Here is a 22,390-nt window from a genome sequence, read left to right on the forward strand (position 1 = left end):
CCGTGAAAAAGAAACAGATCGACAAGATCGACGATAACGACCTCGAGAACGTACAGCCGCAGCCTCCCTTCTTCACGCCCGACCGTATTCTGGCGTGGACGGGAATAGGACTTGCCGCCGCCGCCGCATTTTTCCCCTGGTACGTGTTCTTCAACGAGGACAAGTTTGGAATGAGAGTGGCAGACGGCGACCGCACGCGCGACTTGCCCCATACCGGTCCGCGCGAAGTCTTCAGCGTTTCGCCCCTGGCCATGACCAATCGCAACAAGGAAGACGCGCCAGCGCCCGGCGAATTGCCGGACATGCTGACGACGGCGACGGTCAGCGAAAAGGGTAAGGAAAAACAGAACAATCTCGCCGCAGGGCTTGAAGACCAGCCCTTCCCGGGCCAGACCTCCTTCCGCCTGCTGCATGTCTCCAACGGCCGCGCCCTCATCGAGGACGGATCGGGCATGTATATGGTGCGGGTGGGCTCCACATTGCCCGACAATGCGCGCCTGACCAAAATCGAGCAGCGCGACGGCGAGTGGATGATAGAGACTTCTTCCGGTAAAACCTATCATCCCGAGAAGTAGTCAGACCGGCACTCTGCTGAAGTCTGCTGCCGTCGCCGGATCCAGTCAGGCAGGACGGAGACGTCTTCGCAATTCACTATTCGATCCCAAGGCGTGCCGCATTTGCCGGCGCGCCATTTTTGTTTTCGCAATCGCCTTCGGGATCAGATTCTCCAGTGCTTCCGCACCTGCGCCCCTCACCGCAAGTCTGACGCAAGATTAGCACCGTAGGTTCGGGCCATACGAGATGGAGAAGTCTATGCAACCGATTCAACTGTTCGATCTGGCCTCCCGCCAAGCGGAATGGCTGAGCGTGCGGCAGGAAGTCGTGGCGACCAACATCGCCAACGCCAACACACCCAAGTTTCACGCCAAGGATGTCAGTCCTTTCGAAGCGGTCATGCAGGCCACCAGCCAGCAGGTCGGCATGGCGAAGACCCATCCCGCTCATTTCGGTGCTAGCGAGCTCAGCGAAAATATCGCGGTGCGCGACAACCCGATCAATAACGAGATCGGCATGCAGGAGTCCGGCAATTCGGTCGCGCTTGCCGAGGAAATGACCAAGACCGGCGAGATCAAGCGGCAATACGACCTGAACGCCAGTCTCGTCAAATCCTTCCATCGCATGATGCTGATGACGGTAAAGAGGTAAACCATGGATCCTTTGAGTGCGGCGAGCAAGATCGCGGGCAGCGGCCTGGAAGTGCAGTCCACCCGACTGCGCATCGTTTCGGAAAACATTGCCAACGCAAGATCGACCGGCGACACGCCTGGCGCCGACCCCTATCGCCGCAAGACCGTGACATTCGGCTCCGAGCTTGACCGCGTAAGCGGCGTGCAGCGCGTGACGGTAAAGAAGCTTGGCGTCGACCGCGGCGATTTCGTCCATGAATACGACCCCGGCAATCCGGCCGCCGACACCAGCGGCATGGTCAAGATGCCGAACGTCAACGTTCTGATCGAAATGGCGGATATGCGCGAAGCCAACCGCAGCTACGACGCCAACCTTCAGGTCATCCGCCAGACACGCGACCTCGTCGCCTCCACCATCGACCTTCTGAAAGCATCGCAATGATCGACGGCATCAAGCAACTCGGTTCCCTCTCGCTCACGCGTGGCACGAGCAACGTCTCTTCGCTGACCGACAGCATTTTCGGCAGCCAGCAGACGACGCCCGCCCAGCAGACGGGCGCAAGCTTCGCAAGCGTTCTCGGCAATATGTCAACGGATGCGATGAACAACCTGAAGAAGGCGGAAGTGGCCTCCTTCGAAGGTATTCAGGGCAAGGCAAACACACGCGAAGTGGTCGATGCCGTGCTTTCGGCCGAGCAGTCGCTGCAAACGGCCATCGCGTTCCGCGACAAGATCGTGTCGGCCTATCTCGACATTACCAAGATGCAGATCTAGAGCGCGTCCGGTTTGAAGCCAATCGTTGGCCGCGCTCTAGGCCTTTGTTTTTAAGCACTTTCCGGACGTAGAACCGCTCCGCGCCTTTACTGGAAATGCTCTAGCCCCGCAGGAAAAATGACATGAGAGCTCTTGCCATCGCTGCCACCGGTATGGACGCCCAGCAGACCAATCTGGAAGTCATTGCCAACAACATCGCCAACATCAACACCACCGGCTATAAGCGCGCGCGTGCAGAGTTTACCGATCTTCTGTACCAGACCGAACGCATGCAGGGTGTGCCGAACCGTGCCAACCAGGCGATCGTGCCTGAGGGAGCGAATATCGGCCTCGGCGTGCAGACTTCCGCGGTGCGCAACATCCACACCCAGGGCAACCTGATCGAAACCGGCAACAAGCTCGACGTGGCAATCATCGGCCAGGGCTGGTTTCAGATCGAGGCGGCCGACGGTTCGACGCTCTACAGCCGCGCCGGCGCCTTCAACAAGAATGCTGACGGCAACCTCGTGACGGTTGATGGCTACAATGTCATCCCGAACATCAATATCCCGACCGACGCGCAGGACATCACCATCACCCGCACGGGTCAGGTGACCGCCCGCATCGGCAACGCTGCGGATTTCACTGAACTCGGCCAGTTGACCATCGCCAACTTTGCCAACGAGGCGGGCCTGAAGCCGCTCGGCGACAACCTCTTTTCCCAGACGCCGGCCTCCGGCGCCGCCGTTATCGGCGTGCCTGACGATCCGAGCTACGGCTACATCAAGCAATCCTACCTCGAAGGCTCGAACGTCGATGCCGTCAAGGAAATCACCGACCTCATCACGGCGCAGCGCGCCTACGAGATGAATTCCAAGGTCATCACCACCGCTGACGAAATGGCTTCGATTGTCAGCAAGAACCTGAAGTAAGAACGGAAAGGCAGGCGGACATGAGGTTTGGCCGGAAACATAGCAGCTGCAGAACGGCACTCGTCCGTATGTGCCTTGCGTCTGCCTTTTCACTGGGTGCCATGGCACCCGCTTTTGCACAGGCACCGACGGCGCTGGTTCCTACTCGCACGATCTATCCGGGCGAGACGATCACGCCCGAACAGGTGAAGCCGGTGGAAGTGACCAACCCCAACATTTCCGCTGGTTACGCGAGCGATATCAGCGAAGTGGAAGGCATGATCTCCAAGCAGACATTGCTTCCCGGCCGCACGATCCCCATTGCAGCGCTTCGTGAACCGTCACTTGTGGTGCGCGGCACGAGCGTCAAACTCGTTTTCCACATCGGCAACATGACGCTGATGGCGTCCGGAACGCCCATGAGCGACGGCTCGCTCGGCGAGGTCGTAAGGGTACGCAACATCGATTCCGGCGTGATGGTCAGCGGTACCGTCATGAAGGACGGAACCATTCAGGTTATGGCGAAATGAAAGTGCTTCGTATCCTCTGTGCGGCTCTGGTTATTTCGGCCCTGCCCTTCATCTCGACGCCGCCAGCCCAGGCAGACACGTCCCGTATCAAGGATATCGCATCCCTGCAGGCCGGACGCGACAACCAGCTGATCGGATATGGTCTCGTCGTGGGCCTACAGGGCACCGGCGACAGCCTGCGCTCTTCACCCTTCACCGAACAGTCCATGCGCGCCATGCTGCAGAACCTCGGCATCACCACGCAGGGCGGCCAGTCCAACGCCAAGAACATCGCCGCCGTGATGGTGACGGCCAACCTGCCGCCATTCGCCAGCCCCGGCAGCCGTGTAGACGTGACGGTCAGCTCGCTCGGCGACGCCTCCTCGCTTCGCGGCGGCAACCTCATCATGACATCGCTTTCCGGTGCAGACGGGCAGATCTATGCGGTCGCGCAGGGAGCACTGATCGTCAACGGCTTTTCGGCACAGGGCGATGCAGCGACGTTGACGCAGGGCGTCACGACCTCGGCGCGCGTGCCGAACGGCGCGATCATCGAGCGGGAACTGCCGTCGAAATTCAAGGATTCGGTCAATCTGGTCCTTCAGCTGCGCAATCCCGATTTTTCGACCGCGGTGCGCGTCGCCGATGTCGTTAACGCCTTTGCCCGCGCCCGTTACGGCGACGGCATCGCCGAACCGCGCGATTCGCAGGAAATCTCGGTGCAGAAGCCTCGCACCGCCGACCTGACGCGGTTGATGGCGGAAATCGAAAACCTGACGGTCCAGACGGATACGCCGGCGAAAGTCGTGATCAACGAGCGCACGGGCACGATCGTCATCGGCGCGGATGTGCGTATTTCCCGCGTGGCGGTGAGCTATGGAACGCTGACCGTGCAGGTGACGGAATCGCCGCAGGTCATCCAGCCGGCGCCCTTCTCGCGCGGCGAGACGGCGGTGCAACCGCAGACGGATATCATGGCACTGCAGGAAGGCAGCAAGGTCGCCATCGTCGAAGGCCCTGACCTTCGCACGCTGGTTGCCGGTCTCAACAGCATCGGGCTCAAGGCGGACGGCATCATCGCCATTCTGCAAGGCATCAAATCCGCCGGCGCCCTTCAGGCGGAGCTCGTGCTGCAATGATGGAACTTCAGAAGAAAACTGCTTTCAGGAACGGCTTTACCCGGTTCGCGGCCGTTGCCTCGCTGCTTTTCCTGTTGCCCGCCGCTGGCGCCGAAAGCCAGCAGAACGTGGTGTCCGAACTCAGCACGCAGGATGAAATCCAGAAATTCTGCACCAATATTGCCGATGCGGCCCGCGACCAGCGCTATCTCATGCAGAAGCAGGAGCTGGAAAAGCTTCAGGCTGACGTCAACGAGCGCATTTCCGCGTTGCAGGACCGCAAGGCGGAATATGAGGACTGGCTGGCACGCCGCAATCATTTCCTCGAGCAGGCGAAAAGCAATCTGGTCGATATCTACAAGACGATGAAGGCGGATGCCGCAGCACCGCAGCTCGAGAAGATGCATGTGGAAATCGCGGCTGCCATCATCATGCAGCTTCCGCCGCGCCAATCGGGCCTCATCCTCAGTGAAATGGATGCTCAGAAAGCCGCAATCGTCGCCGGCATCATGTCGCAGGCAATCGACAAAAACACTTCGAAGGATCCTTCATGACCCCGCGTCTTCCGGCCCTCCTCCTGCCGCTTGCCCTGCTTGCCGGCTGCCAGAACAACCAGACCCTGAAGGAAATCGGCAACGCTCCCGCGATGAGCCCGATCGGCAGCGGCCTGCAATTCAGCCAGACGCCGCAGATGGGCATGTATCCGAAACAGCCGAAGCACATGGCGAGCGGCTATTCGTTGTGGAGCGACAGCCAGGGTGCGCTGTTCAAGGATCTACGTGCGCTTAACATCGGCGACATCCTGACCGTCAACATCCAGATCAACGACAAGGCCGATTTCGACAACGAAACCGAGCGCAACCGCACCAATTCCAGCGGCCTGAACTGGAAGGCAAAGGCGGAAATCTTAGGTTGGACGCCGGAGGCAGATTCCAACATCAAATACGGCTCCGACACAGACACCCAGGCCAAGGGCAAGACCAAGCGTTCCGAAAAGCTGACGCTGATGGTGGCGGCCGTGGTGACCGGCATTCTCGAAAACGGCAACCTCATCATCAGCGGTTCGCAGGAAGTGCGCGTGAATCACGAAATCCGCATCCTCAACGTCGGCGGTATCGTCAGGCCGCAGGATGTCGATGCGCAGAACATGATCTCCTACGAGCGCATCGCCGAGGCGCGCATCTCCTACGGTGGCCGCGGCCGCCTGACGGAAGTGCAGCAACCCCCGGTCGGTCAGCAGGTCGTCGACCTGTTCTCGCCGCTCTGACGCCGACATGCGAAAGCGGGACTGACCCATGGAAAACGAACAGACTGAGGGCAAGAAAAAATCCTCGCCGATGGTCATGACCATCGCTGGCGTTGCAATCCTCACCCTGCTGGGTGCGGGCGGCGGCTGGTTCGTGGGCGGCATGGTCGCCCCGAAGATCGCCGGCGCCGAGGCGCATGCCCCGGCTGCCGCCGGCGAACATGGCGAGAAGAAGGGCGAGGGCATCGATAAAATCCCGGCCGAGGCGAACGGTATCGTCCAGCTCGATCCCATCACCACCAACCTTGCATACCCCTCCACGAACTGGGTGCGGCTTGAAGTGGCGCTGATGTTCAAGGGTCCGGTAGAGGTCAATCTCGCGGAGGATATCCATCAGGATATCATGGCCTACGTCCGCACCGTTTCCCTTCAGCAGCTGGAAGGGCCACGCGGCTTTCAATATCTTAAGGATGACATTCAGGAACGAGTTGACCTGCGCTCTCAAGGGCGCGTATCCAAGGTCATGTTCCGGACCTTTGTCATCGAATGATTCGATTTCTTGTTACCATCGCTGTTCTTGTGGCTTTGCCGGGCCTTGCCAACGCCCAGCAATTTCCGACCGATCTGTTCAATACACAGATAGACGGATCCGTCGCCGCATGGATCATCCGCACCTTCGGCCTTTTGACGGTCTTGTCAGTCGCGCCGGGCATCCTGATCATGGTCACGAGCTTTCCACGCTTCGTGATCGCCTTTTCGATCCTGCGCTCCGGCATGGGGCTTGCCTCGACCCCGTCGAACATGATCCTCTTGTCGATGGCGATGTTCATGACCTTCTACGTCATGTCGCCGACCTTCGATAAAGCCTGGACAGACGGCGTGCAGCCGTTGTTGCAGAACCAGATCAACGAACAGCAGGCCATTGGGCGCATCGCCGAACCCTTCCGTACCTTCATGAACGCCAATACGCGCGACAAGGATCTGAAGCTGTTCGTCGATATCGCCCGCGAGCGCGGACAGGTCGTGATGACCGACAATGTGGTCGACTACCGCGTGCTCGTTCCGGCCTTCATGCTTTCGGAAATCCGGCGCGGTTTCGAGATCGGTTTCCTGATCATCCTGCCATTTCTGGTCATCGATCTCATCGTCGCCACCATCACCATGGCCATGGGCATGATGATGCTGCCACCCACCTCGATTTCCTTACCGTTCAAGATCCTTTTTTTCGTGCTGATCGACGGCTGGAACCTGCTGGTCGGCAGCCTTGTGAGATCGTTCAACTGACGGCAACTGTGCCGAAATAATCTTCGTTAATCCTGTTTGTTAACCCCGCAGCCCCACGGCTGCGGGGTTTTCGCGTTTTAACCCTTTGGTTACCGTTTTTGCTAGGGGTCGGATAACTATAATTTTAAATTAAAAACTTACCAATTAAATATACTTCGCAGTAACCATAAGTATTTTCTAGTATTTCTTAATGCTCAAATTAACAATTGGGCAATTCTTTGCTGCCAAATTCTCCCTACACACAGCGGGTTTGGTTTCCAAAGCAAGTAATTCGGAACCGAGTGGCATGAAGCCGAAACGTTGTGACCGGTAATACAAAGTCCGGAATGTCCCCAACTCCAGTATCTCGTAAAAACAAGGGACAAAATACTATGGCAAGCATTCTCACCAACGCCTCCTCTATGGCTGCTCTCCAGACGCTGCGTTCGATCGGCAACAACATGGAGACCACGCAGGGTCGTATCTCGACCGGCCTGAAGGTAGGCTCCGCCTCCGACAACGCCGCTTACTGGTCCATCGCGACCACGATGCGTTCGGACGCTTCGGCGCTCTCCACCGTTTCTGACGCACTCGGCATCGGCGCAGCCAAGGTCGACACCGCGTACTCCGGCATGGAAGCGACGATCAAGGTCGTTCAGGAAATCAAGGACAAGCTGATCCTTGCCCAAGACCCGACTGCCGACAAGAAGAAGATCCAGAAGGAAATCGGCCAGCTCCAGAAGCAGCTGACGTCGATCGCCGACTCCGCGACCTTCAACGGTGAAAACTGGCTGAAGACGAAAGCATCCAACGACGGCGCAGCATTTGCTGCCGGTACTGACGATGCGGCTATTGCCAACCTGAAGAAGCAGGTTGTTGCTTCCTTCACCCGTGACTCCGCTGGCGCCGTCAAGGTTCAGCGCGTCGATCTCCAGCTCAGCGGCTCGAACGTTCTGTTCGATACCGGCGCTGTAACAGACGGCAAGGGTACGGGCATCCTCGACAAGGCAGCTGTCGCAGATGGCGTTAAGCAGTCGGTTTCGAACCTCGATATTTCCGACCTGAGCATCTACAAGGGCGCTGGTGCCACCATGCTCGGCACTGCCGCTGCAACGGACAACGACATCCTCGACAAGCTCATCACCCACGTTGACAAGCAGCTTGAAACCCTCAACAGCGCTGCTGCCGATCTGGGCGCGGTCTCCAACCGCATCTCGATGCAGGGCGACTTCGTTTCCAAGCTGACGGCAACGATGGAAAAGGGTATCGGCCGTCTGGTTGACGCTGACATGAACGAAGAGTCGACCCGCCTCAAGGCTCTGCAGACGCAGCAGCAGCTGGCAATCCAGGCTCTGTCGATCGCCAACAGCGACTCGCAGAACATCCTGTCGCTCTTCCGTTAATCGGACCGAAAATTACAAAAGTCGAGCCGCGCCCGAAAGGGCGCGGTTTTGCATTTGTGGAGTGCTCCGCAAACGGGAAGATTTCGTTTACCATCCTTGCTTTGAAAGCATTTACCACGATTTGAGCGAAGCGCCGGGAGCGCCCTGAAATTAGGGAATTGGAAAGCACCGGCTGTCAGATTTTGGGCATGGACAGGCGGATAGCCGCTGGCCTGAATGACACAACACGCAGGATCGCAAGCGGAGGCTGACTGTCTTGCAATTGCGTGAAACAGGCAAACGTGACGGAGGCTGACCCAAGCGTATTGCCCTTTTACCAAAGCCGCATCCGGAAACGGGTGCGGCTTTATTATTTTTTAAACATTTCAGGCTACGCGCGCATGCGCGCGAAGATTGCATAATAAAATCTCAGCGTGTGCATTTTTTTGCGACCCTTAGCTCTTCATTAACCATATGGAGGTTAGCTAGAGCCATCGAAACGGCGAGCTAACCATTAAAAATCAGCAGGTTAGCAGGCATGATGCTGTGCGCTGTTCCCGGTGAGACCGGAATGTCCCTTCTTTAATCAGCCATTCAAGGGGCAAATTTACTATGACGAGCATTCTCACTAACGTAGCAGCTATGTCTGCACTCCAGACCCTGCGCTCCATCGGCCAGAACATGGAAACGACGCAGGACCGCGTGTCTTCCGGCCAGCGCGTCGGCGAAGCTTCCGATAACGCCGCTTACTGGTCGATCGCGACCACGATGCGTTCCGACAACGGCGCTCTTTCCGCTGTTCAGGACGCCCTCGGCCTCGGCGCCGCAAAGGTCGACACTGCCTATTCGGGTATGGAATCCTCCATCGACGTCGTCAAGGAAATCAAGAACAAGCTGGTTGCCGCCCGCGAACCCGGTGTCGACAAGTCCAAGATCCAGGAAGAAATCACCCAGCTGCAGGATCAGCTGAAGTCGATCTCCAGCTCCTCGTCTTTCTCCGGTGAAAACTGGCTGCAGGCAACCGTCAGCAACGGTGCTGGCGAACTGAAGAACGTCACCAAGCAGATCGTTGGCTCCTTCATCCGCGACGCTGCCGGCAACGTGTCCGTAAAGACCGTCAACGTTGACCTGAGCCGTAACACGGTGCTTTTCGACACGTCTTCGGGCGCTGCAAAGGACAAGCAGGGCGTCCTCGACTCCTACGCCTATTTTTCTTCCACGGGCAGCTACAAGCTGTTCGAAATCACCAATGACTCGGACGGCGTAGGCGCCGCCCAGCCGGTGACCAAGGTTGCAGCAGCCAAGGTTTACACTGAAGCCCAGCTCAAGGGTCTGAAGGAAGCAACTGCCGGCACCGCCGTCACCTTCACCACCGCTGCTGCAACGGGTATCGTCACGATCGCTAACGCCGATGCGACAGCCCCCGACGTCAACGGCACCTACTTCAATCTTGGCAACGACCAGTATGTGAAAATCAACACGACTGCGCCGACCTCGCCGGCAACCAAGACCAACATTGCCGTTGGCCTCGACGGCACCACCAAGATCTACCTGGAAGAAGGCGCAACCGCCCAGCTCGCAACGCAGCTCACCTACTCCCTGACGTCTCTGGACATCACCAAGGACCTGACCGGCACGTTCAAGAACAGCGACGGCTCGGCAGTCTCGGAAAACCAGTACCTCGACGCCATGGTTTCCTTCGTTGACAAGCAGCTCCAGAGCATGACGTCCGCCGCTGCCGACCTCGGCTCGGTCAAGATGCGCATCGAACTGCAGGAAAACTTCGTCAACAAGCTGACCGACTCGCTCGACAAGGGCATCGGCCGTCTCGTCGACGCTGAAATGAACGAAGAATCCACGAAGCTGAAGGCTCTTCAGACCCAGCAGCAGCTGGCTGTTCAGGCCCTGTCGATCGCCAACAACGACTCGCAGAGCATCCTGTCGCTCTTCCGTTAATCGGAAAAGACATCGCCAAAAAATCGAGCCGCATCCGAAAGGGTGCGGCTTTTTCCGTCATGGTTAAGAGAAATTATTATTTCCTAATTTTTATTAACAACAGTTTAGGCTTTGTTAACCATTCGGGCCCTAAAACCTAGCCATCGAAACGATTGGTTAACCAAGACGAAAAAGAGGTTAACAGGCATCAAGCCGCGCGATCGTTACCGGCGGCAATCCGGAATGTCCCTTTTCATTTAAGCCAATCAAGGGGCAAATAATTATGACCAGCATTTTGACGAACGTCGCGGCAATGGCCGCCCTTCAGACCCTCCGCGCAATCGGCAGCGACATGGAAGAAACGCAGTCGCGTGTCTCCTCCGGCCTGCGCGTCAAAACCGCCTCCGACAACGCCGCCTACTGGTCTATCGCGACCACCATGCGTTCGGATAACGGTGCTCTTTCCGCTGTTCAGGACGCCCTCGGCCTCGGCGCCGCAAAGGTCGATACAGCCTATTCCGCCATGGAAACCACTGTCGATGTCGTCAAGGAAATCAGCAAGAAGCTGGTTGCCGCCCGCGAGGCCGGCGTCGACAAGGCAAAGATCCAGGAAGAAATCCGTCAACTCCAGGACCAGCTGAAAAGCATCGGCGAATCCGCCTCCTTCTCCGGCGAAAACTGGCTTAAGGGCAAGATTAGCGACGCATCCGGCAACCTCACCCCGATAACGAAGCAGATCGTCGGCTCCTTCATCCGTGACGGCGCGGGCAATGTTGCAGTCAAGACGATCAACGTTCAGGTCGACAACAAGACTGCCCTTTTCGATACCTCGACCGGTGCGGCGAAAAACGGTATCCTCGATAGCGCCGCCTATTATTCCGATACAGGCTCCCTGCGCAATTTCGAGATTACCACGACCACACCCGCAGGTGCTGCCACAAACACGCCCTCTACCGCAAAGGTGTTCACGCAATCCCAGCTTCTGGGTTTCCCCTCGGGGACGACGACCACAGTTTCTGCTCCAGACGCAGTAACCGGCCTCGTAACCGTTGCTGCGGCGACAACCGCACGAAACAACGGCACCTACTTCAAGATCGGCGAAAACGCAGCGGGTGAAGCCCTCTACGTAAAAGCCAACAATACCGCGCCGACGCCTGCAGGCACCACTGTAACGGCAATCGGAACCGGCGGTTCGTCCAATAACAATATTTACCTCGAAACCGCCGCCGCAGATTCCCAGATGGCACAGAAGCTCGGCTACTCGCTGATCGATCTCGACATCACCAAGGATCTCAGCGGTTTGCTGGACGCCAAGGGCCAGCCGCTGACGGACAATGACGGCCTCGACAACATGATCCAGTTCGTCAACACCAAGCTGGAATCGCTGATCAGCGCGAGCGCCGATCTCGGCTCCATCAAGATGCGCCTCGATCTTCAGGAAGATTTCGTCAACAAGCTCACAGACTCCATCGACAAGGGCGTCGGACGTCTCGTTGATGCCGACATGAACGAAGAGTCCACCAAGCTGAAGGCTCTGCAGACCCAGCAGCAGCTGGCAATCCAGTCGCTCTCCATCGCCAATACCAGCTCCGAGAATATCCTGTCGCTATTCCGCCAGTAAGCGGCGCCCGTTGGCTACGGGCGGTTTCGTCCCGCTCTGGCAGCAACAGAATATTCGGAAATGGAAACCGCGCTTCGCAAGAGGCGCGGTTTTCACATTTACCGAGACCAGTGCAGAATGCGCGAAAAAGCAAGCCGACATCGTGGACAAGACCCACCGGCACGTTGCGTAAATTTCTGATTTTATTGGGGAAAATGGTGCTGCTAGAGAGATTTGAACTCTCGGCCTCTCCCTTACCAAGGGAGTGCTCTACCCCTGAGCTATAGCAGCATCCGGTGCCGAAGCGTTTGCTTCAGCATCAAGCGTGGCGGCCTATTGCCATAGGTTTTTGACGAGCGCAAGTCGCAAAACGATATTCTTCAACAAGCGGGGCAAAAAAGCGTTCCCCCTGTTGAAAAACGTATTTTTCGGATATTGCTGAATTTATGAACGAACATCATGACAAACAGGCAAAGGCGGCGTTTTCCGTGAACGCTTCAGAAGACCCCGTTGCCGTTGCGGCAAGCGGCAACGCGCAGGCAGGTCCCGGCGAGAAGGCGCGGCAACGCGAGGCGGAGCGCAAGGCGCGGGCAGCGAAGAAGCTGCGTGAAAACCTGCAGAAGCGCAAACAGCAGGTTCGCGCGCGCCGGGCCGGCGATGCGGATGAGACGATTGGCCTGCCTGCCGCAAAAACGGACGAATCATCCTCATAGAGAATTCACCAGCATCATTTGAAACGCCGCGGAAACTCGTCTAAGGACGCGCATTTCCGCAAGGCATGATTAAGAAAGGCGGGCAAAGGCCCGTAGGGACGCATGGATCGCATCAGAATTACGGGTGGTAACAAGCTCAACGGCATCATTCCCATCTCCGGCGCGAAAAACGCCGCCTTGCCGTTGATGATCGCTTCGCTTCTGACCAGCGATACGCTGACGCTCGAAAACGTGCCGCATCTGGCGGACGTCGAGCAGCTCATCCGTATTCTCGGCAATCATGGCGTCGATATTTCGGTCAATGGCCGTCGTGAAAGCCAGGGCGAAGCCTATTCCCGCACGGTCCACTTCACCTGCCGTACCATTGTCGATACCACCGCACCTTACGAGCTGGTTTCCAAGATGCGCGCCAGCTTCTGGGTCATCGGCCCGCTTCTGGCCCGTGAAGGCCGTGCGCGCGTTTCACTGCCCGGCGGCTGTGCCATTGGCACACGTCCGGTGGACCTGTTCATCGAGGGCCTGCAGGCGCTTGGCGCAACGATGGAGATCGATGGCGGCTATATCAACGCCAGCGCTCCAAAGGGCGGCCTGATCGGCGCTGTTTATACCTTCCCGAAAGTCTCCGTCGGCGCGACGCATGTGATGCTGATGGCCGCGAGCCTTGCGAGAGGCACCACCGTCATTCACAACGCCGCCCGCGAACCGGAAGTCGTCGATCTAGCGCACTGCCTGATTGCGATGGGCGCGAAGATCGAGGGCGCTGGCACCTCCACCATCACCATCGAGGGCGTTACCTCGCTCTCCGGCGCACGCCACCGGGTGCTGCCTGACCGTATCGAGACCGGCACCTATGCCATGGCCGTGGCCATGGCTGGCGGTGATGTGGTGCTGGAAGGCACGCGTGCATCGCTGCTCGACAATGCGCTGGACACGCTGCGGCTTGCCGGAGTGTCGATCAGCGACACGGAGACCGGTCTGCGCGTCGTGCGCAACGGCAACGGCATTCAGCCGGTCGATATCGTCACCGAACCCTTCCCCGGCTTCCCGACCGACCTCCAGGCGCAGTTCATGGCGCTGATGACCCGGTCGCAGGGTGTATCCCACATTACCGAAACCATCTTCGAAAACCGCTTCATGCATGTGCAGGAACTGGCCCGTCTCGGCGCGAAGATTTCGCTCTCCGGGCAGATGGCCCGTATCGAAGGCGTTACCCGCCTGAAGGGTGCGCCTGTCATGGCAACCGATCTGCGCGCCTCGGTGTCGTTGGTCATTGCGGGCCTGGTGGCGGAAGGCGAGACCATGGTTTCGCGCGTCTACCACCTCGATCGCGGTTTCGAACGGCTTGAAGAAAAGCTCACCCGCTGCGGTGCGCTGGTCGAACGCGTCAGCGATTGATCCTTTCATCGCCGCTCATTCGTTTTCTCCCCGTTGCAGAGCGGGCCGCGACTGCCTATTTCCTGTACAAGGAATAGACATTGCGGGCGAGGCCCCGCGGAAAAGGAAGAAAACGATGAGCGGCCTGAAATTGCTCGCGCTGGATACTGAAGATCTCTCCGTAATTTCGACGCACATGCAGGACAGCGTCTTCAAACTGAAGGACGTTGCATTCGAGGCAAAGCAGGGCCAATTTACACTTTCCGCCAATCGTTTCGTCTGGGAAAACGCGAATAAGAAGAACCTGCCGCCGGAGCGATGCCGCAGCGTGGTTTTCCTGAAGCGGGTCTCCGCCGTCCGCTCGCACGGCATCAATCGCACTGATAAGGAACAGGTGCTTTCGCTCCTTGCAATCCGCTTCGTGCAGAACGGCGAAGGTCCTGATGGCGCCGTCGAACTGACGCTTTCGGGCGGCGGGGCTATCGCACTCGATGTCGAATGCATCGAGGCGCAGCTGACGGATGTGAGCGGCGCCTGGGAAACTGCCGCCAAACCGCATCATCCCGATAGCGAATAAGCTCTCCACGCCATTGCAACGGTTGCCTTTCGTCACTGTTTCGATTTATGCCACATACCAGAGCCGCATTTTTCTGCGGTGAGTTCGTGCACCTCGCGGGATCGCCGCGAGGAAAATGAGAGGGTAATGGCGTGGCAATCTGGCTGGAGCGGGCATCGGCTGATTTCGAACAGAAATTCGCTGCCTTCCTGACAACCAAGAGGGAAGTTTCGGAAGACGTCAACGCGACCGTTCGCGACATCATCGATGACGTCCGCAATCGCGGCGATGCGGCCCTGGCCCACTACTCCATTAAATTCGACGGCATCGATTTCTCGAAGGTCTCGATGCGGGTGACAGCGGAAGAGATCGATGCGGCCGTCGCAGCCGTTGACAGAAGTGTCATCGAAGCTCTCGAACTCGCAGCCCGGCGCATTGAAAAACACCATGCGCGGCAGATGCCGAAGGACGATATCTACGAAGACGAGATCGGTGTGGGCCTCGGTTCACGCTGGACGGCGATCGAAGCTGTCGGCCTTTATGTGCCCGGCGGCACCGCGAGCTATCCAAGTTCCGTCCTTATGAATGCCGTCCCGGCCAAGGTTGCCGGTGTAGAGCGTATCGTCATGGTCGTGCCGGCGAATGGCGGCGTGATAAACCCCGCCGTTCTTGCCGCCGCGCGCATCGCAGGTGTTGAGGAAATCTACCGCATTGGCGGCGCACAGGCCGTGGCTGCACTCGCCTACGGCACGGAAACAATCACGCCTGTCGCCAAGATTGTCGGCCCCGGCAATGCCTATGTGGCGGCCGCGAAACGGCATGTCTTCGGAACTGTCGGCATCGACATGATCGCCGGGCCTTCCGAAGTGCTTGTCATTGCCGACAAGGACAACGATCCGGACTGGCTGGCCGCCGATCTTCTCGCGCAGGCGGAGCATGACCGTGGCGCGCAGTCCATTCTCATCACCGACAATGCGGAACTCGGCAAGGCGGTGGAGGCGGCGGTGGAACGGCAGCTGAAACGGCTGTCGCGCGCCGAGACGGCAGCGGCGAGCTGGGCAGATTTCGGTGCGATCATTCTCGTCGAAAAGCTCACCGATGCCATTCCCTTGGCCAACCGCATTGCGGCCGAGCATCTGGAGCTTGCCGTTGACGATCCGGATGCGCTGATGGCGCACATCCGCAATGCCGGCGCGATCTTCGTCGGGCGCCATACGCCTGAGGTGATCGGCGATTATGTCGGCGGCTCCAACCACGTTCTGCCGACTGCGCGCTCAGCGCGCTTCTCTTCCGGCCTTTCAGTGCTGGATTTCGTCAAGCGTACCTCGATCCTGCGTCTCGGGCCTGAGCAGCTGCGGCAGCTTGCGCCGGCGGCGATCACCCTTGCCCGTTCGGAGGGGCTGGACGCGCATGCGCGCTCCGTCTCCATTCGCCTCAACCCGGAAAGTTAAGAGATGGCTTCAGGCGATTTCCGGCTCTGCGATGTGGTTCTGGACGATAGCATCGGCCGGTCCACGCCGGACGTGGAGCATGAACGCGCCGTCGCCATTTTTGATCTGATAGAGGAAAACACGTTCGAACCATTCGGCCATGAGGGCGGTCCATACCGGCTGCACATATCGCTGGTCGATGCCAAGCTGGTTTTCTCGATCAAGACCGAAGACGAGAAGGATGTCTCGACCCATATCCTGTCGCTGACGCCGTTTCGCCGCATCATCAAGGACTATTTCCTGATCTGCGAAAGCTATTACGAGGCGATACGCTCCTCCACTCCAAGCCAGATCGAGGCGATCGACATGGGCAGGCGGGGCATTCACAATGACGGCTCGCAAACTTTGATGGACCGGCTTTCCGGCAAGATCAAAATCGATTTCGATACTGCGCGCCGTCTTTTCACTCTTGTCTGTGTGCTTTATTGGCGGGGTTAGAGATGAGAGATCCCGCCACGGCTCCAAATGGGGGACAGGCTCCCAAATCGGTCCTCTTCATGTGCGGTATGAACTCAATCCGTTCTCCCATGGCCGAGGTCATCGCCAAACGACTGGTGGCACCCGGCATCTACATCCAGTCGGCCGGCGTGCGGGCGGGCGAGCGTGACCCCTTTGTGGATGCGGTTCTGGAAGAACAGGGATTTTCGCTCGGCAAACACAAACCGCGCACATTGGACGAGATCGAGGATGATTTTTTCGATCTGATCATTACATTGACACCCGAAGCTCATCACGCAGCGCTTGAACTGACACGCTCGAACTCGCTCGACGTTGTCTATTGGCCAACCATGGACCCAACCGTCATCACCGGCACGCGGGACCAGATTCTGGATGCCTATCGCGAGGTGCGGGACCATCTTGCTAGGCTGATTACCGAACGCCTGCCAGGAAGGCCGCAGCCGGCAGCAGATACGCTTTCAAAAGACTGATGTTGAGTGTCCGTTTCGATCGGACCAGACACTTCAAACGCCGCACAGGACAGGCATTTATTCGATCCGCACCTCTCACCTGGCGAAAATCGGTTCCGATTTTCGCCGTGATGCTTTAGAGGTTCACAAATGTGCCGGGATTGTGTAGTTTCCGCGCAATTTTCCCGGACACGACAGGTCCGGCACTATCAACAGGAAGAAAACCCTTACATGACAAAAGAAGAAGTCCTCGAATTCCCGGGCATCGTAACCGAATTGCTGCCGAACGCAACATTCCGCGTGAAGCTTGAGAACGAACACGAAATCATCGCCCACACGGCGGGCCGCATGCGCAAGAACCGTATCCGTGTTCTGGCAGGCGACAAGGTGCTGGTCGAAATGACGCCTTACGACCTGAGCAAGGGCCGCATCACCTATCGCTTCAAGTAATCCGTTTTCGGCATTCGGAAGCCCGGGCAGCGCAATGACCAACTCAAAACAAAAGCTCGTTCTGGCATCCGGTTCGCCGCGGCGTCTGGAACTGTTGCATCAGATCGGCATCGAGCCAGCACGTCTGATGCCGATGGATATCGACGAAACGCCCGTAAAGCTTGAGCATCCGCGCACGCTGTGCCGTCGCCTGTCGCTACAGAAGGCCGAGGCTGCGCATGCGGCGCTTAAGAGCGAGCAGACGTGGAAAGACGCCTATGTTCTCGGCTCCGACACCGTGGTGGCCGTGGGTCGCCGCATTGTCGGCAAGGCGGAATATACCGAGGAGGCTTCCGCAGCGCTGCATCTTCTCTCGGGGCGCAGCCATTGGGTCTATACCGGCATCTGCCTTGTGACGCCCGGCGGCAAAATCCGTCAGAAGGTTGTGGAAACCAAGGTGCGTTTCAAACGCCTTACCACGCGCGAGATCGACGCCTATATCGCCTCCGGGCAATGGCGCGGCAAAGCCGGGGCCTATGGTATCCAGGGCATTGCCGGCTCATTCGTGCAGAAACTGACCGGCTCCTACACCAATGTCGTCGGCCTGCCGCTGTATGAGACCATGTCGCTTCTTTCCGGTGAAGGATTCGAGGTGACGTCGGGCTGGCTCGAAGGATAGACCATGACAAAATCATCTCCTGAAGGTGCGGGAAATGTTACGCCGCTTCGGAAAACGAAGCCATGTCCGGAGTGCGGGCGGCCCTCGACACGGGAAGACTATCCGTTCTGTTCGGATCGCTGCCGCTCGCTCGATCTCGCCCGCTGGCTGAACGGTTCCTACGCCATTCCTGTCGCCGACGACGAAAGCAGCGCGGACGAGCAGGACTCGTTCAAAAATTCCTCCGAATAACGTTGCGCCGCCGGAAAATCCGGCGGTGGAATACAGAATATTTTTAATGACCTTCAGCTCGCAGTATATTCACCGGGTTGCCGACAGCCCGAAAGCCATATCAAAAACCGGTTGACGCCCCTCCCCCGGCAGCCATTAGGGTTCCCCGATGGACGCAAGCCTGCAAAAAAGAGTAAGGCCTGGCGCGCTGCTGTTTGCGGTGCTGGCAGTTTGTCTTGCCATATTGGCAACGGTGCTGCTTGCTAATGACAAGAAACATCTCAAAAGCCTGCTGAGCTATCTCAACCTTGCGCCTGCCACACGCTCCGCCGAGCAGCCAGCCCGGATGAAGCCCGTCAAGCGGCAAAAGGTTACCGCCCAAAAGCTCAATCTACCGCCGCATCTGCTGAAATTCGAGCAAGGCGGCGACAGGGCATCCTTTGCCCGCGACTTCGTTCTGTCCGGCAAGGACCTCTGCGACCGCTTTACCGCGGCGGGCTTTTCCAACCCGCAAGGCTGGCACGCAAGCCCGGTGAAGATCCGCAATTTCGAATGCATGGCCGACCTTGTGGTCGGGGACACGGCGAACGCCTCGGAACGGGCATCGCTTTTTCTCGACATCAGAGGCGAGGCGTCCGACGAGGTTCGCTCTATCAGGATGAAAGTGGTTGCGCCGCAAACACCTGATGGTGCCGTTATTCTGACGAAGCTTGAGGACGCGTTGGCGATGATCATCGAGCAGACCCGCTGGGCCGACCTTGCCAGCATGCTTGAGCCGGCACGCAGGCTGCAACCCTATCAGGCAGAGCATTTCGGTATTTCGGTCTCCCTAAAGCCGGAGCCGTCTGCGCCGCATCGGCTGAACCTGATTTTGCTGGCAACGGAACAATTGCCGGGACTGAAGCTCACGCGCAGCTATTTCGACAGCGAGAAATGGCTTCCCGCTGCCACTCTTTCGGATCGACCGGTCCTCTATTTTTCCGTCAGGTAGAACCGCATCCCGAAAACCAACGGCCGCTCAGCCTATCGCTGCCAGTTTATGCCGCCCAGGCAGAATCCTGTCGCTTCGCTGGGCTTGACGTTTGGCCTCCCACTGAAGGGCCGTGCGAACGATGGTTGTGAGATCATTGAAACGCGGCGACCATCCGAGTTCCGACTGGATGCGGCTCGAATCCGCAACCATCGCGGCAATGTCGCCGGCGCGGCGGGGACAATGGATAACCGGGAAATCGTTTCCAGATTCCCGCTGCACGGCGTGCAGCACGTCCAGTACCGAATAGCCGACGCCATAACCGCAATTGAGCGTTCGTGTGCCGCCACCAGCACGCAGATGCGCCATGGCGAGCATATGCGCGTCGATCAGATCGCTGACATGGATATAGTCGCGAACGCCGGTGCCGTCAGCGGTCGGATAATCTGTTCCGTAAACCTCCACCTTGTCGCGCCGGCCGGTTGCCGCTTCGCACGCTACCTTGATGAGGTTCGCCACACCGGTGGGGGACGGCCCGGCACGACCCTTCGGGTCGGCGCCGGCAACATTGAAATAACGCAGCGCCACATAGTTGAAATCATGTGCCTGCACGACATCGCGCAACATGATTTCTGAGGCGAGTTTCGACAGGCCGTAGGGATTTTCCGGGCTGAGAACTGCCGTTTCCGGCACCGGGCCATCAAAGGGTTGGTTCCCATAGACCGCGGCAGTTGAAGAGAAGATGAAATTGCGGATACCATGACCGACTGCCGCCGCAACAAGGGCGCGGGTCGTGCCGGTATTGTTTTCGTAATATTCTAGCGGCTGGCTGATCGATTCAGGGACGCTGACGGAGCCAGCGAAGTGGAAAATGGTCTCGATCTGGTTGTGTTCGAAAATCTGGCCGAGCAAGTCGCGATCGGCGACGTCGCCGAGATAGAAACGCGCCGCTGGCGCGACCGCCCAACGTGATCCCGTCGAAAGACGGTCGACAACAACGACGTCTTCACCGGCGTCGAGCAAAGCCCACACCATGTGGCTTCCTATATAACCGGCCCCACCGGTGACCAGAACAGCCATGACATTACTTCCCTGTTTGCTTTTGTTGCGTCCATCAAAGCCAATAATTCTTCATCATTGATTACTTGCACAGCAAATACCCCACCTATCCCTCGCCCCTATGAAAAGGTGGCTTACGATTGGTTAGCGCAATGAAGTGTGTTTTATTTATTAGATGAAAATGTTCTCATAAATGGAACACAAGGCGCATAGCACAGAAAAGCCTGCACGTCGATTGGTACGCCGTGAGGTTGTAGTTTTAGCGGCTCGCCATGATTCTTTTGGTAGAAAATCTGCCTGCCGCGGCCAAATTCGGCGCGGCAGGGCGGGCTATCGCAGGATTGCGGTTATCTGCCGAGAATATAGGACGCAAGCCGATCGGCTGCGTCTTCGATCTGCTTTGGGTTGCGCAGGAAGCAGGCACGGAGAAACAGCTCTCCGCCTTGGCCGAAGGCGGTGCCCGGCGCGAGGCCGACGCCGGTCTTGTCAACGATATCCAGAGCCGTGGCGCGACTGTCGGTCACGCCGTCCACCTTGAGGAAGGCATAAAGAGCGCCATCCGGCTTCAATGTTTCCACGCGGTTCGTCGCGATCAGCGCATCGCAGAGAATGTCGCGGGATGTCAGAGCGCGTTCGTAGTTCTCGCGGACGAAACCGTCGCCATGGTCGAGAGCCGCGACTGCGCCGCGCTGCATGAACTGCGCCACGCCGGAGGTGGAATATTGAATAAGGTTCTCGATCACCTGGCCGATGACGGGTGGCGCCACAAGCCAGCCAACACGCCAGCCCGTCATGGACCAGTTCTTCGAAAAAGAATTGGCGAAGACGATTTTGTCATCCGGTTCCATCACGTCGAGGAACGACGGCGCACGGGTGCCAGTATAGTGATAAAGTGCGTAAATCTCATCCGCCACGATCCAGAGGTCGTGTTTGCGGGCGAGTGCCAGAACATCGCGAAGATTGTCTCGCGTTGCGGTCCAGCCGGTCGGGTTGGACGGCGTGTTGATAAAGAGCGCCTTCGTCTTACCGGTGATCGCACTTTCCAGCTTGCCGATATCGAGATCCCAGCGACCATCGTGGAAATCGATGCCGGCTGCGATCGCCTTTGCGCCCGCCACGCCGATGGCGGCAACAATATTGGGCCAGGTGGGCGTGAGATAGATCATCTCGTCGCCCGGCGAGGTCAGCGCCTGCACCGCAAGCGCAATCGCCTGCATGCCGGAACCTGTTACGTAAAAATGATCTGCGGATAGAGAGGCTGAAAAGTGACGCTCGTAGTAGCTGCTGAGCGCCTGGCGCAATTCGGGAATGCCGCGTTGCCAGGTATAGAAGGTCTCGCCATTGTTGAGTCCGTCGATGGCCGCCCTGTTGATGAAGTCCGGGCTCGGCAGATCGCCTTCGCCGACCCAAAGCGGCAGAAGATTGTCCCGTCCCCGGGCATAATTCACGACCTCGACAATGCCGCTCTCGGGAGCCGCCAGAGAGCGCGCACTCAGACTGTTCAAAATGGACATTAAAGACACTCCGTTTGGTGTCTTCTTATCGCATCGAACGGGCGATATGCATGATATTCCGTGCAACAGTCATGGATTTTCTTTATGGATGGATGCCCGGCGAGAGGGAGCTGACCCATGGTCAGCAATATCGCGCCGGGGCAATCTAAGCCTCAGCGCGTCTTCAGCAGATCGCGGATTTCGGTGAGAAGCTTGACGTCTTCCGGCGGCGGAGCCGGTTCCGACTTTTCCTCGATCTTTTTCCGGTCGACAGAAGCGCGAAGCTTGTTGACCCCTTTGACCATCAGGAAAATGATCCAGGCGAGAATGAGGAAGTTGATGAGGACCGTGAGAAAGTTACCATAAGCGAAGACAGCGCCCTGATCGCGTGCGGCGGCAAGCGAGCTGGCGGTGACGCTGGAACTGAGTGGCAGGAAGTAGTTCGAAAAATCGAACCCGCCGAAAATCGCACCGACGATCGGCATGATAAGGTCGTTGACGACGGAATCGACGATCTTGCTGAACGCCGCCCCGATAATAACACCCACGGCCAGATCCATGACATTGCCACGGGCAATGAAGGTTTTAAATTCGTTAAGCATCAG

27 protein-coding genes and 1 tRNA gene are annotated in these 22,390 nt (G+C 58.1%); 24 read left to right on the forward strand and 4 right to left on the reverse strand.

What is annotated here, in order from left to right; translation table 11 throughout:
• Positions 1-2 precede the first annotated feature (2 nt).
• The 14 genes from AC5SEO_RS07455 to AC5SEO_RS07520 all read left to right on the forward strand — a co-directional run bounded on the left by AC5SEO_RS07455 (position 3) and on the right by AC5SEO_RS07520 (position 11,925).
• Positions 3-575, forward strand: coding sequence for a hypothetical protein (locus tag AC5SEO_RS07455; RefSeq protein WP_003515083.1), 573 nt, complete (start codon positions 3-5; stop codon positions 573-575).
• A 238-nt stretch (positions 576-813) separates the two neighbouring features.
• Positions 814-1,206, forward strand: a complete 393-nt coding sequence (gene flgB, locus AC5SEO_RS07460; protein ID WP_003515082.1) for a flagellar basal body rod protein FlgB — start codon at positions 814-816, stop codon at positions 1,204-1,206.
• Between the two features lie 3 nt (positions 1,207-1,209).
• Positions 1,210-1,629 (forward strand): flagellar basal body rod protein FlgC, encoded by a 420-nt coding sequence (flgC, locus tag AC5SEO_RS07465; RefSeq protein ID WP_003515081.1) that lies wholly within the window; start codon positions 1,210-1,212, stop codon positions 1,627-1,629.
• Positions 1,626-1,961, forward strand: a complete 336-nt coding sequence (gene fliE, locus AC5SEO_RS07470; RefSeq protein WP_003515080.1) for a flagellar hook-basal body complex protein FliE — start codon at positions 1,626-1,628, stop codon at positions 1,959-1,961. Before flgC ends, fliE begins: the two co-directional genes overlap by 4 nt.
• Before the next feature lie 122 nt (positions 1,962-2,083).
• On the forward strand, positions 2,084-2,872 hold the full coding sequence (gene flgG / locus AC5SEO_RS07475) for a flagellar basal-body rod protein FlgG (protein WP_003515079.1): 789 nt from the start codon (positions 2,084-2,086) through the stop codon (positions 2,870-2,872).
• A 20-nt stretch (positions 2,873-2,892) separates the two neighbouring features.
• Positions 2,893-3,381 carry a flagellar basal body P-ring formation chaperone FlgA gene (gene flgA / locus AC5SEO_RS07480; protein WP_013635474.1) on the forward strand — a complete coding sequence of 163 codons (489 nt, stop codon included), beginning with the start codon at positions 2,893-2,895 and terminating at the stop codon, positions 3,379-3,381.
• Positions 3,378-4,499, forward strand: coding sequence for a flagellar basal body P-ring protein FlgI (locus tag AC5SEO_RS07485; RefSeq protein ID WP_003515077.1), 1,122 nt, complete (start codon positions 3,378-3,380; stop codon positions 4,497-4,499). The genes flgA and AC5SEO_RS07485 overlap by 4 nt, the downstream gene beginning before the upstream one ends.
• Positions 4,496-5,032 (forward strand): MotE family protein, encoded by a 537-nt coding sequence (locus tag AC5SEO_RS07490; protein WP_013635472.1) that lies wholly within the window; start codon positions 4,496-4,498, stop codon positions 5,030-5,032. Before AC5SEO_RS07485 ends, AC5SEO_RS07490 begins: the two co-directional genes overlap by 4 nt.
• On the forward strand, positions 5,029-5,745 hold the full coding sequence (gene flgH, locus AC5SEO_RS07495; protein ID WP_003515062.1) for a flagellar basal body L-ring protein FlgH: 717 nt from the start codon (positions 5,029-5,031) through the stop codon (positions 5,743-5,745). Before AC5SEO_RS07490 ends, flgH begins: the two co-directional genes overlap by 4 nt.
• A gap of 28 nt (positions 5,746-5,773) precedes the next feature.
• A complete protein-coding gene (locus AC5SEO_RS07500; protein WP_013635471.1) occupies positions 5,774-6,274 on the forward strand; it encodes a flagellar basal body-associated FliL family protein in 501 nt (166 codons plus the stop codon).
• Positions 6,271-7,008 carry a flagellar type III secretion system pore protein FliP gene (gene fliP / locus AC5SEO_RS07505; RefSeq protein WP_013635470.1) on the forward strand — a complete coding sequence of 246 codons (738 nt, stop codon included), beginning with the start codon at positions 6,271-6,273 and terminating at the stop codon, positions 7,006-7,008. The genes AC5SEO_RS07500 and fliP overlap by 4 nt, the downstream gene beginning before the upstream one ends.
• A gap of 371 nt (positions 7,009-7,379) precedes the next feature.
• A complete protein-coding gene (locus AC5SEO_RS07510; protein ID WP_003515059.1) occupies positions 7,380-8,390 on the forward strand; it encodes a flagellin N-terminal helical domain-containing protein in 1,011 nt (336 codons plus the stop codon).
• Between the two features lie 591 nt (positions 8,391-8,981).
• Positions 8,982-10,325, forward strand: coding sequence for a flagellin N-terminal helical domain-containing protein (locus AC5SEO_RS07515; RefSeq protein WP_035252026.1), 1,344 nt, complete (start codon positions 8,982-8,984; stop codon positions 10,323-10,325).
• A gap of 262 nt (positions 10,326-10,587) precedes the next feature.
• Positions 10,588-11,925 carry a flagellin N-terminal helical domain-containing protein gene (locus AC5SEO_RS07520; protein WP_003515057.1) on the forward strand — a complete coding sequence of 446 codons (1,338 nt, stop codon included), beginning with the start codon at positions 10,588-10,590 and terminating at the stop codon, positions 11,923-11,925.
• A 195-nt stretch (positions 11,926-12,120) separates the two neighbouring features.
• Here AC5SEO_RS07520 and AC5SEO_RS07525 read toward each other — a convergent pair.
• Positions 12,121-12,195: transfer RNA gene (locus AC5SEO_RS07525), tRNA-Thr, on the reverse strand.
• Between the two features lie 155 nt (positions 12,196-12,350).
• On the opposite strand from AC5SEO_RS07525, the gene AC5SEO_RS07530 reads away from it, so the two are divergent.
• From AC5SEO_RS07530 to AC5SEO_RS07575, 10 genes are all read left to right on the forward strand, one after another.
• Positions 12,351-12,617 carry a hypothetical protein gene (locus AC5SEO_RS07530; protein ID WP_003515056.1) on the forward strand — a complete coding sequence of 89 codons (267 nt, stop codon included), beginning with the start codon at positions 12,351-12,353 and terminating at the stop codon, positions 12,615-12,617.
• Between the two features lie 102 nt (positions 12,618-12,719).
• Positions 12,720-14,012, forward strand: a complete 1,293-nt coding sequence (gene murA / locus AC5SEO_RS07535; protein ID WP_013635466.1) for a UDP-N-acetylglucosamine 1-carboxyvinyltransferase — start codon at positions 12,720-12,722, stop codon at positions 14,010-14,012.
• A 115-nt stretch (positions 14,013-14,127) separates the two neighbouring features.
• On the forward strand, positions 14,128-14,568 hold the full coding sequence (locus tag AC5SEO_RS07540) for a DUF2948 family protein (protein ID WP_013635465.1): 441 nt from the start codon (positions 14,128-14,130) through the stop codon (positions 14,566-14,568).
• Positions 14,569-14,699: 131 nt separating this feature from the next.
• Entirely contained in the window at positions 14,700-15,998 is a 1,299-nt protein-coding gene (hisD, locus tag AC5SEO_RS07545) for a histidinol dehydrogenase (protein WP_003515053.1), read from the forward strand.
• 3 nt (positions 15,999-16,001) lie between these two features.
• Positions 16,002-16,475 (forward strand): UPF0262 family protein, encoded by a 474-nt coding sequence (locus tag AC5SEO_RS07550; protein ID WP_003515052.1) that lies wholly within the window; start codon positions 16,002-16,004, stop codon positions 16,473-16,475.
• A gap of 2 nt (positions 16,476-16,477) precedes the next feature.
• Positions 16,478-16,966 (forward strand): arsenate-mycothiol transferase ArsC, encoded by a 489-nt coding sequence (locus AC5SEO_RS07555; protein ID WP_065688347.1) that lies wholly within the window; start codon positions 16,478-16,480, stop codon positions 16,964-16,966.
• A 210-nt stretch (positions 16,967-17,176) separates the two neighbouring features.
• Complete coding sequence (gene infA, locus AC5SEO_RS07560) at positions 17,177-17,395, forward strand: translation initiation factor IF-1 (protein ID WP_003493814.1); 219 nt, start codon at positions 17,177-17,179, stop codon at positions 17,393-17,395.
• A gap of 34 nt (positions 17,396-17,429) precedes the next feature.
• Positions 17,430-18,053, forward strand: coding sequence for a Maf-like protein (locus AC5SEO_RS07565; protein ID WP_003515050.1), 624 nt, complete (start codon positions 17,430-17,432; stop codon positions 18,051-18,053).
• A 3-nt stretch (positions 18,054-18,056) separates the two neighbouring features.
• The gene (gene yacG, locus AC5SEO_RS07570; RefSeq protein ID WP_013635461.1) at positions 18,057-18,284 is read left to right on the forward strand and encodes a DNA gyrase inhibitor YacG; all 228 of its coding nucleotides are present in this window, start codon (positions 18,057-18,059) and stop codon (positions 18,282-18,284) included.
• 148 nt (positions 18,285-18,432) lie between these two features.
• Positions 18,433-19,254, forward strand: coding sequence for a DUF6030 family protein (locus AC5SEO_RS07575; protein WP_025592450.1), 822 nt, complete (start codon positions 18,433-18,435; stop codon positions 19,252-19,254).
• A 27-nt stretch (positions 19,255-19,281) separates the two neighbouring features.
• Here AC5SEO_RS07575 and galE read toward each other — a convergent pair whose 3' ends face one another.
• The 3 genes from galE to mscL form a co-directional block, all read right to left on the reverse strand.
• Positions 19,282-20,313 (reverse strand): UDP-glucose 4-epimerase GalE, encoded by a 1,032-nt coding sequence (gene galE / locus AC5SEO_RS07580; protein WP_013635459.1) that lies wholly within the window; start codon positions 20,311-20,313, stop codon positions 19,282-19,284.
• 326 nt (positions 20,314-20,639) lie between these two features.
• Complete coding sequence (locus AC5SEO_RS07585) at positions 20,640-21,806, reverse strand: pyridoxal phosphate-dependent aminotransferase (protein ID WP_174060704.1); 1,167 nt, start codon at positions 21,804-21,806, stop codon at positions 20,640-20,642.
• A 152-nt stretch (positions 21,807-21,958) separates the two neighbouring features.
• Positions 21,959-22,387: a large conductance mechanosensitive channel protein MscL gene (gene mscL / locus AC5SEO_RS07590; RefSeq protein ID WP_003515034.1), complete on the reverse strand. Its 429-nt coding sequence runs from the start codon at positions 22,385-22,387 to the stop codon at positions 21,959-21,961.
• Positions 22,388-22,390 lie beyond the last annotated feature (3 nt).

The organism is Agrobacterium sp. K11, assembly GCF_059429395.1.

What these genes read in the sequence shown, in the direction of transcription:
- flgB (WP_003515082.1), top strand. Translation starts at nt 814, where the DNA reads ATGCAACCGATTCAACTGTTCGATCTGGCCTCCCGCCAAGCGGAATGG.
- flgC (WP_003515081.1), top strand. Translation starts at nt 1,210, where the DNA reads ATGGATCCTTTGAGTGCGGCGAGCAAGATCGCGGGCAGCGGCCTGGAA.
- fliE (WP_003515080.1), top strand. Translation starts at nt 1,626, where the DNA reads ATGATCGACGGCATCAAGCAACTCGGTTCCCTCTCGCTCACGCGTGGC.
- flgG (WP_003515079.1), top strand. Translation starts at nt 2,084, where the DNA reads ATGAGAGCTCTTGCCATCGCTGCCACCGGTATGGACGCCCAGCAGACC.
- flgA (WP_013635474.1), top strand. Translation starts at nt 2,893, where the DNA reads ATGAGGTTTGGCCGGAAACATAGCAGCTGCAGAACGGCACTCGTCCGT.
- AC5SEO_RS07485 (WP_003515077.1), top strand. Translation starts at nt 3,378, where the DNA reads ATGAAAGTGCTTCGTATCCTCTGTGCGGCTCTGGTTATTTCGGCCCTG.
- AC5SEO_RS07490 (WP_013635472.1), top strand. Translation starts at nt 4,496, where the DNA reads ATGATGGAACTTCAGAAGAAAACTGCTTTCAGGAACGGCTTTACCCGG.
- flgH (WP_003515062.1), top strand. Translation starts at nt 5,029, where the DNA reads ATGACCCCGCGTCTTCCGGCCCTCCTCCTGCCGCTTGCCCTGCTTGCC.
- AC5SEO_RS07500 (WP_013635471.1), top strand. Translation starts at nt 5,774, where the DNA reads ATGGAAAACGAACAGACTGAGGGCAAGAAAAAATCCTCGCCGATGGTC.
- fliP (WP_013635470.1), top strand. Translation starts at nt 6,271, where the DNA reads ATGATTCGATTTCTTGTTACCATCGCTGTTCTTGTGGCTTTGCCGGGC.
- AC5SEO_RS07510 (WP_003515059.1), top strand. Translation starts at nt 7,380, where the DNA reads ATGGCAAGCATTCTCACCAACGCCTCCTCTATGGCTGCTCTCCAGACG.
- AC5SEO_RS07515 (WP_035252026.1), top strand. Translation starts at nt 8,982, where the DNA reads ATGACGAGCATTCTCACTAACGTAGCAGCTATGTCTGCACTCCAGACC.
- AC5SEO_RS07520 (WP_003515057.1), top strand. Translation starts at nt 10,588, where the DNA reads ATGACCAGCATTTTGACGAACGTCGCGGCAATGGCCGCCCTTCAGACC.
- AC5SEO_RS07530 (WP_003515056.1), top strand. Translation starts at nt 12,351, where the DNA reads ATGAACGAACATCATGACAAACAGGCAAAGGCGGCGTTTTCCGTGAAC.
- murA (WP_013635466.1), top strand. Translation starts at nt 12,720, where the DNA reads ATGGATCGCATCAGAATTACGGGTGGTAACAAGCTCAACGGCATCATT.
- AC5SEO_RS07540 (WP_013635465.1), top strand. Translation starts at nt 14,128, where the DNA reads ATGAGCGGCCTGAAATTGCTCGCGCTGGATACTGAAGATCTCTCCGTA.
- AC5SEO_RS07550 (WP_003515052.1), top strand. Translation starts at nt 16,002, where the DNA reads ATGGCTTCAGGCGATTTCCGGCTCTGCGATGTGGTTCTGGACGATAGC.
- AC5SEO_RS07555 (WP_065688347.1), top strand. Translation starts at nt 16,478, where the DNA reads ATGAGAGATCCCGCCACGGCTCCAAATGGGGGACAGGCTCCCAAATCG.
- infA (WP_003493814.1), top strand. Translation starts at nt 17,177, where the DNA reads ATGACAAAAGAAGAAGTCCTCGAATTCCCGGGCATCGTAACCGAATTG.
- AC5SEO_RS07565 (WP_003515050.1), top strand. Translation starts at nt 17,430, where the DNA reads ATGACCAACTCAAAACAAAAGCTCGTTCTGGCATCCGGTTCGCCGCGG.
- yacG (WP_013635461.1), top strand. Translation starts at nt 18,057, where the DNA reads ATGACAAAATCATCTCCTGAAGGTGCGGGAAATGTTACGCCGCTTCGG.
- AC5SEO_RS07575 (WP_025592450.1), top strand. Translation starts at nt 18,433, where the DNA reads ATGGACGCAAGCCTGCAAAAAAGAGTAAGGCCTGGCGCGCTGCTGTTT.
- galE (WP_013635459.1), bottom strand. Translation starts at nt 20,313, where the DNA reads ATGGCTGTTCTGGTCACCGGTGGGGCCGGTTATATAGGAAGCCACATG.
- AC5SEO_RS07585 (WP_174060704.1), bottom strand. Translation starts at nt 21,806, where the DNA reads ATGTCCATTTTGAACAGTCTGAGTGCGCGCTCTCTGGCGGCTCCCGAG.
- mscL (WP_003515034.1), bottom strand. Translation starts at nt 22,387, where the DNA reads ATGCTTAACGAATTTAAAACCTTCATTGCCCGTGGCAATGTCATGGAT.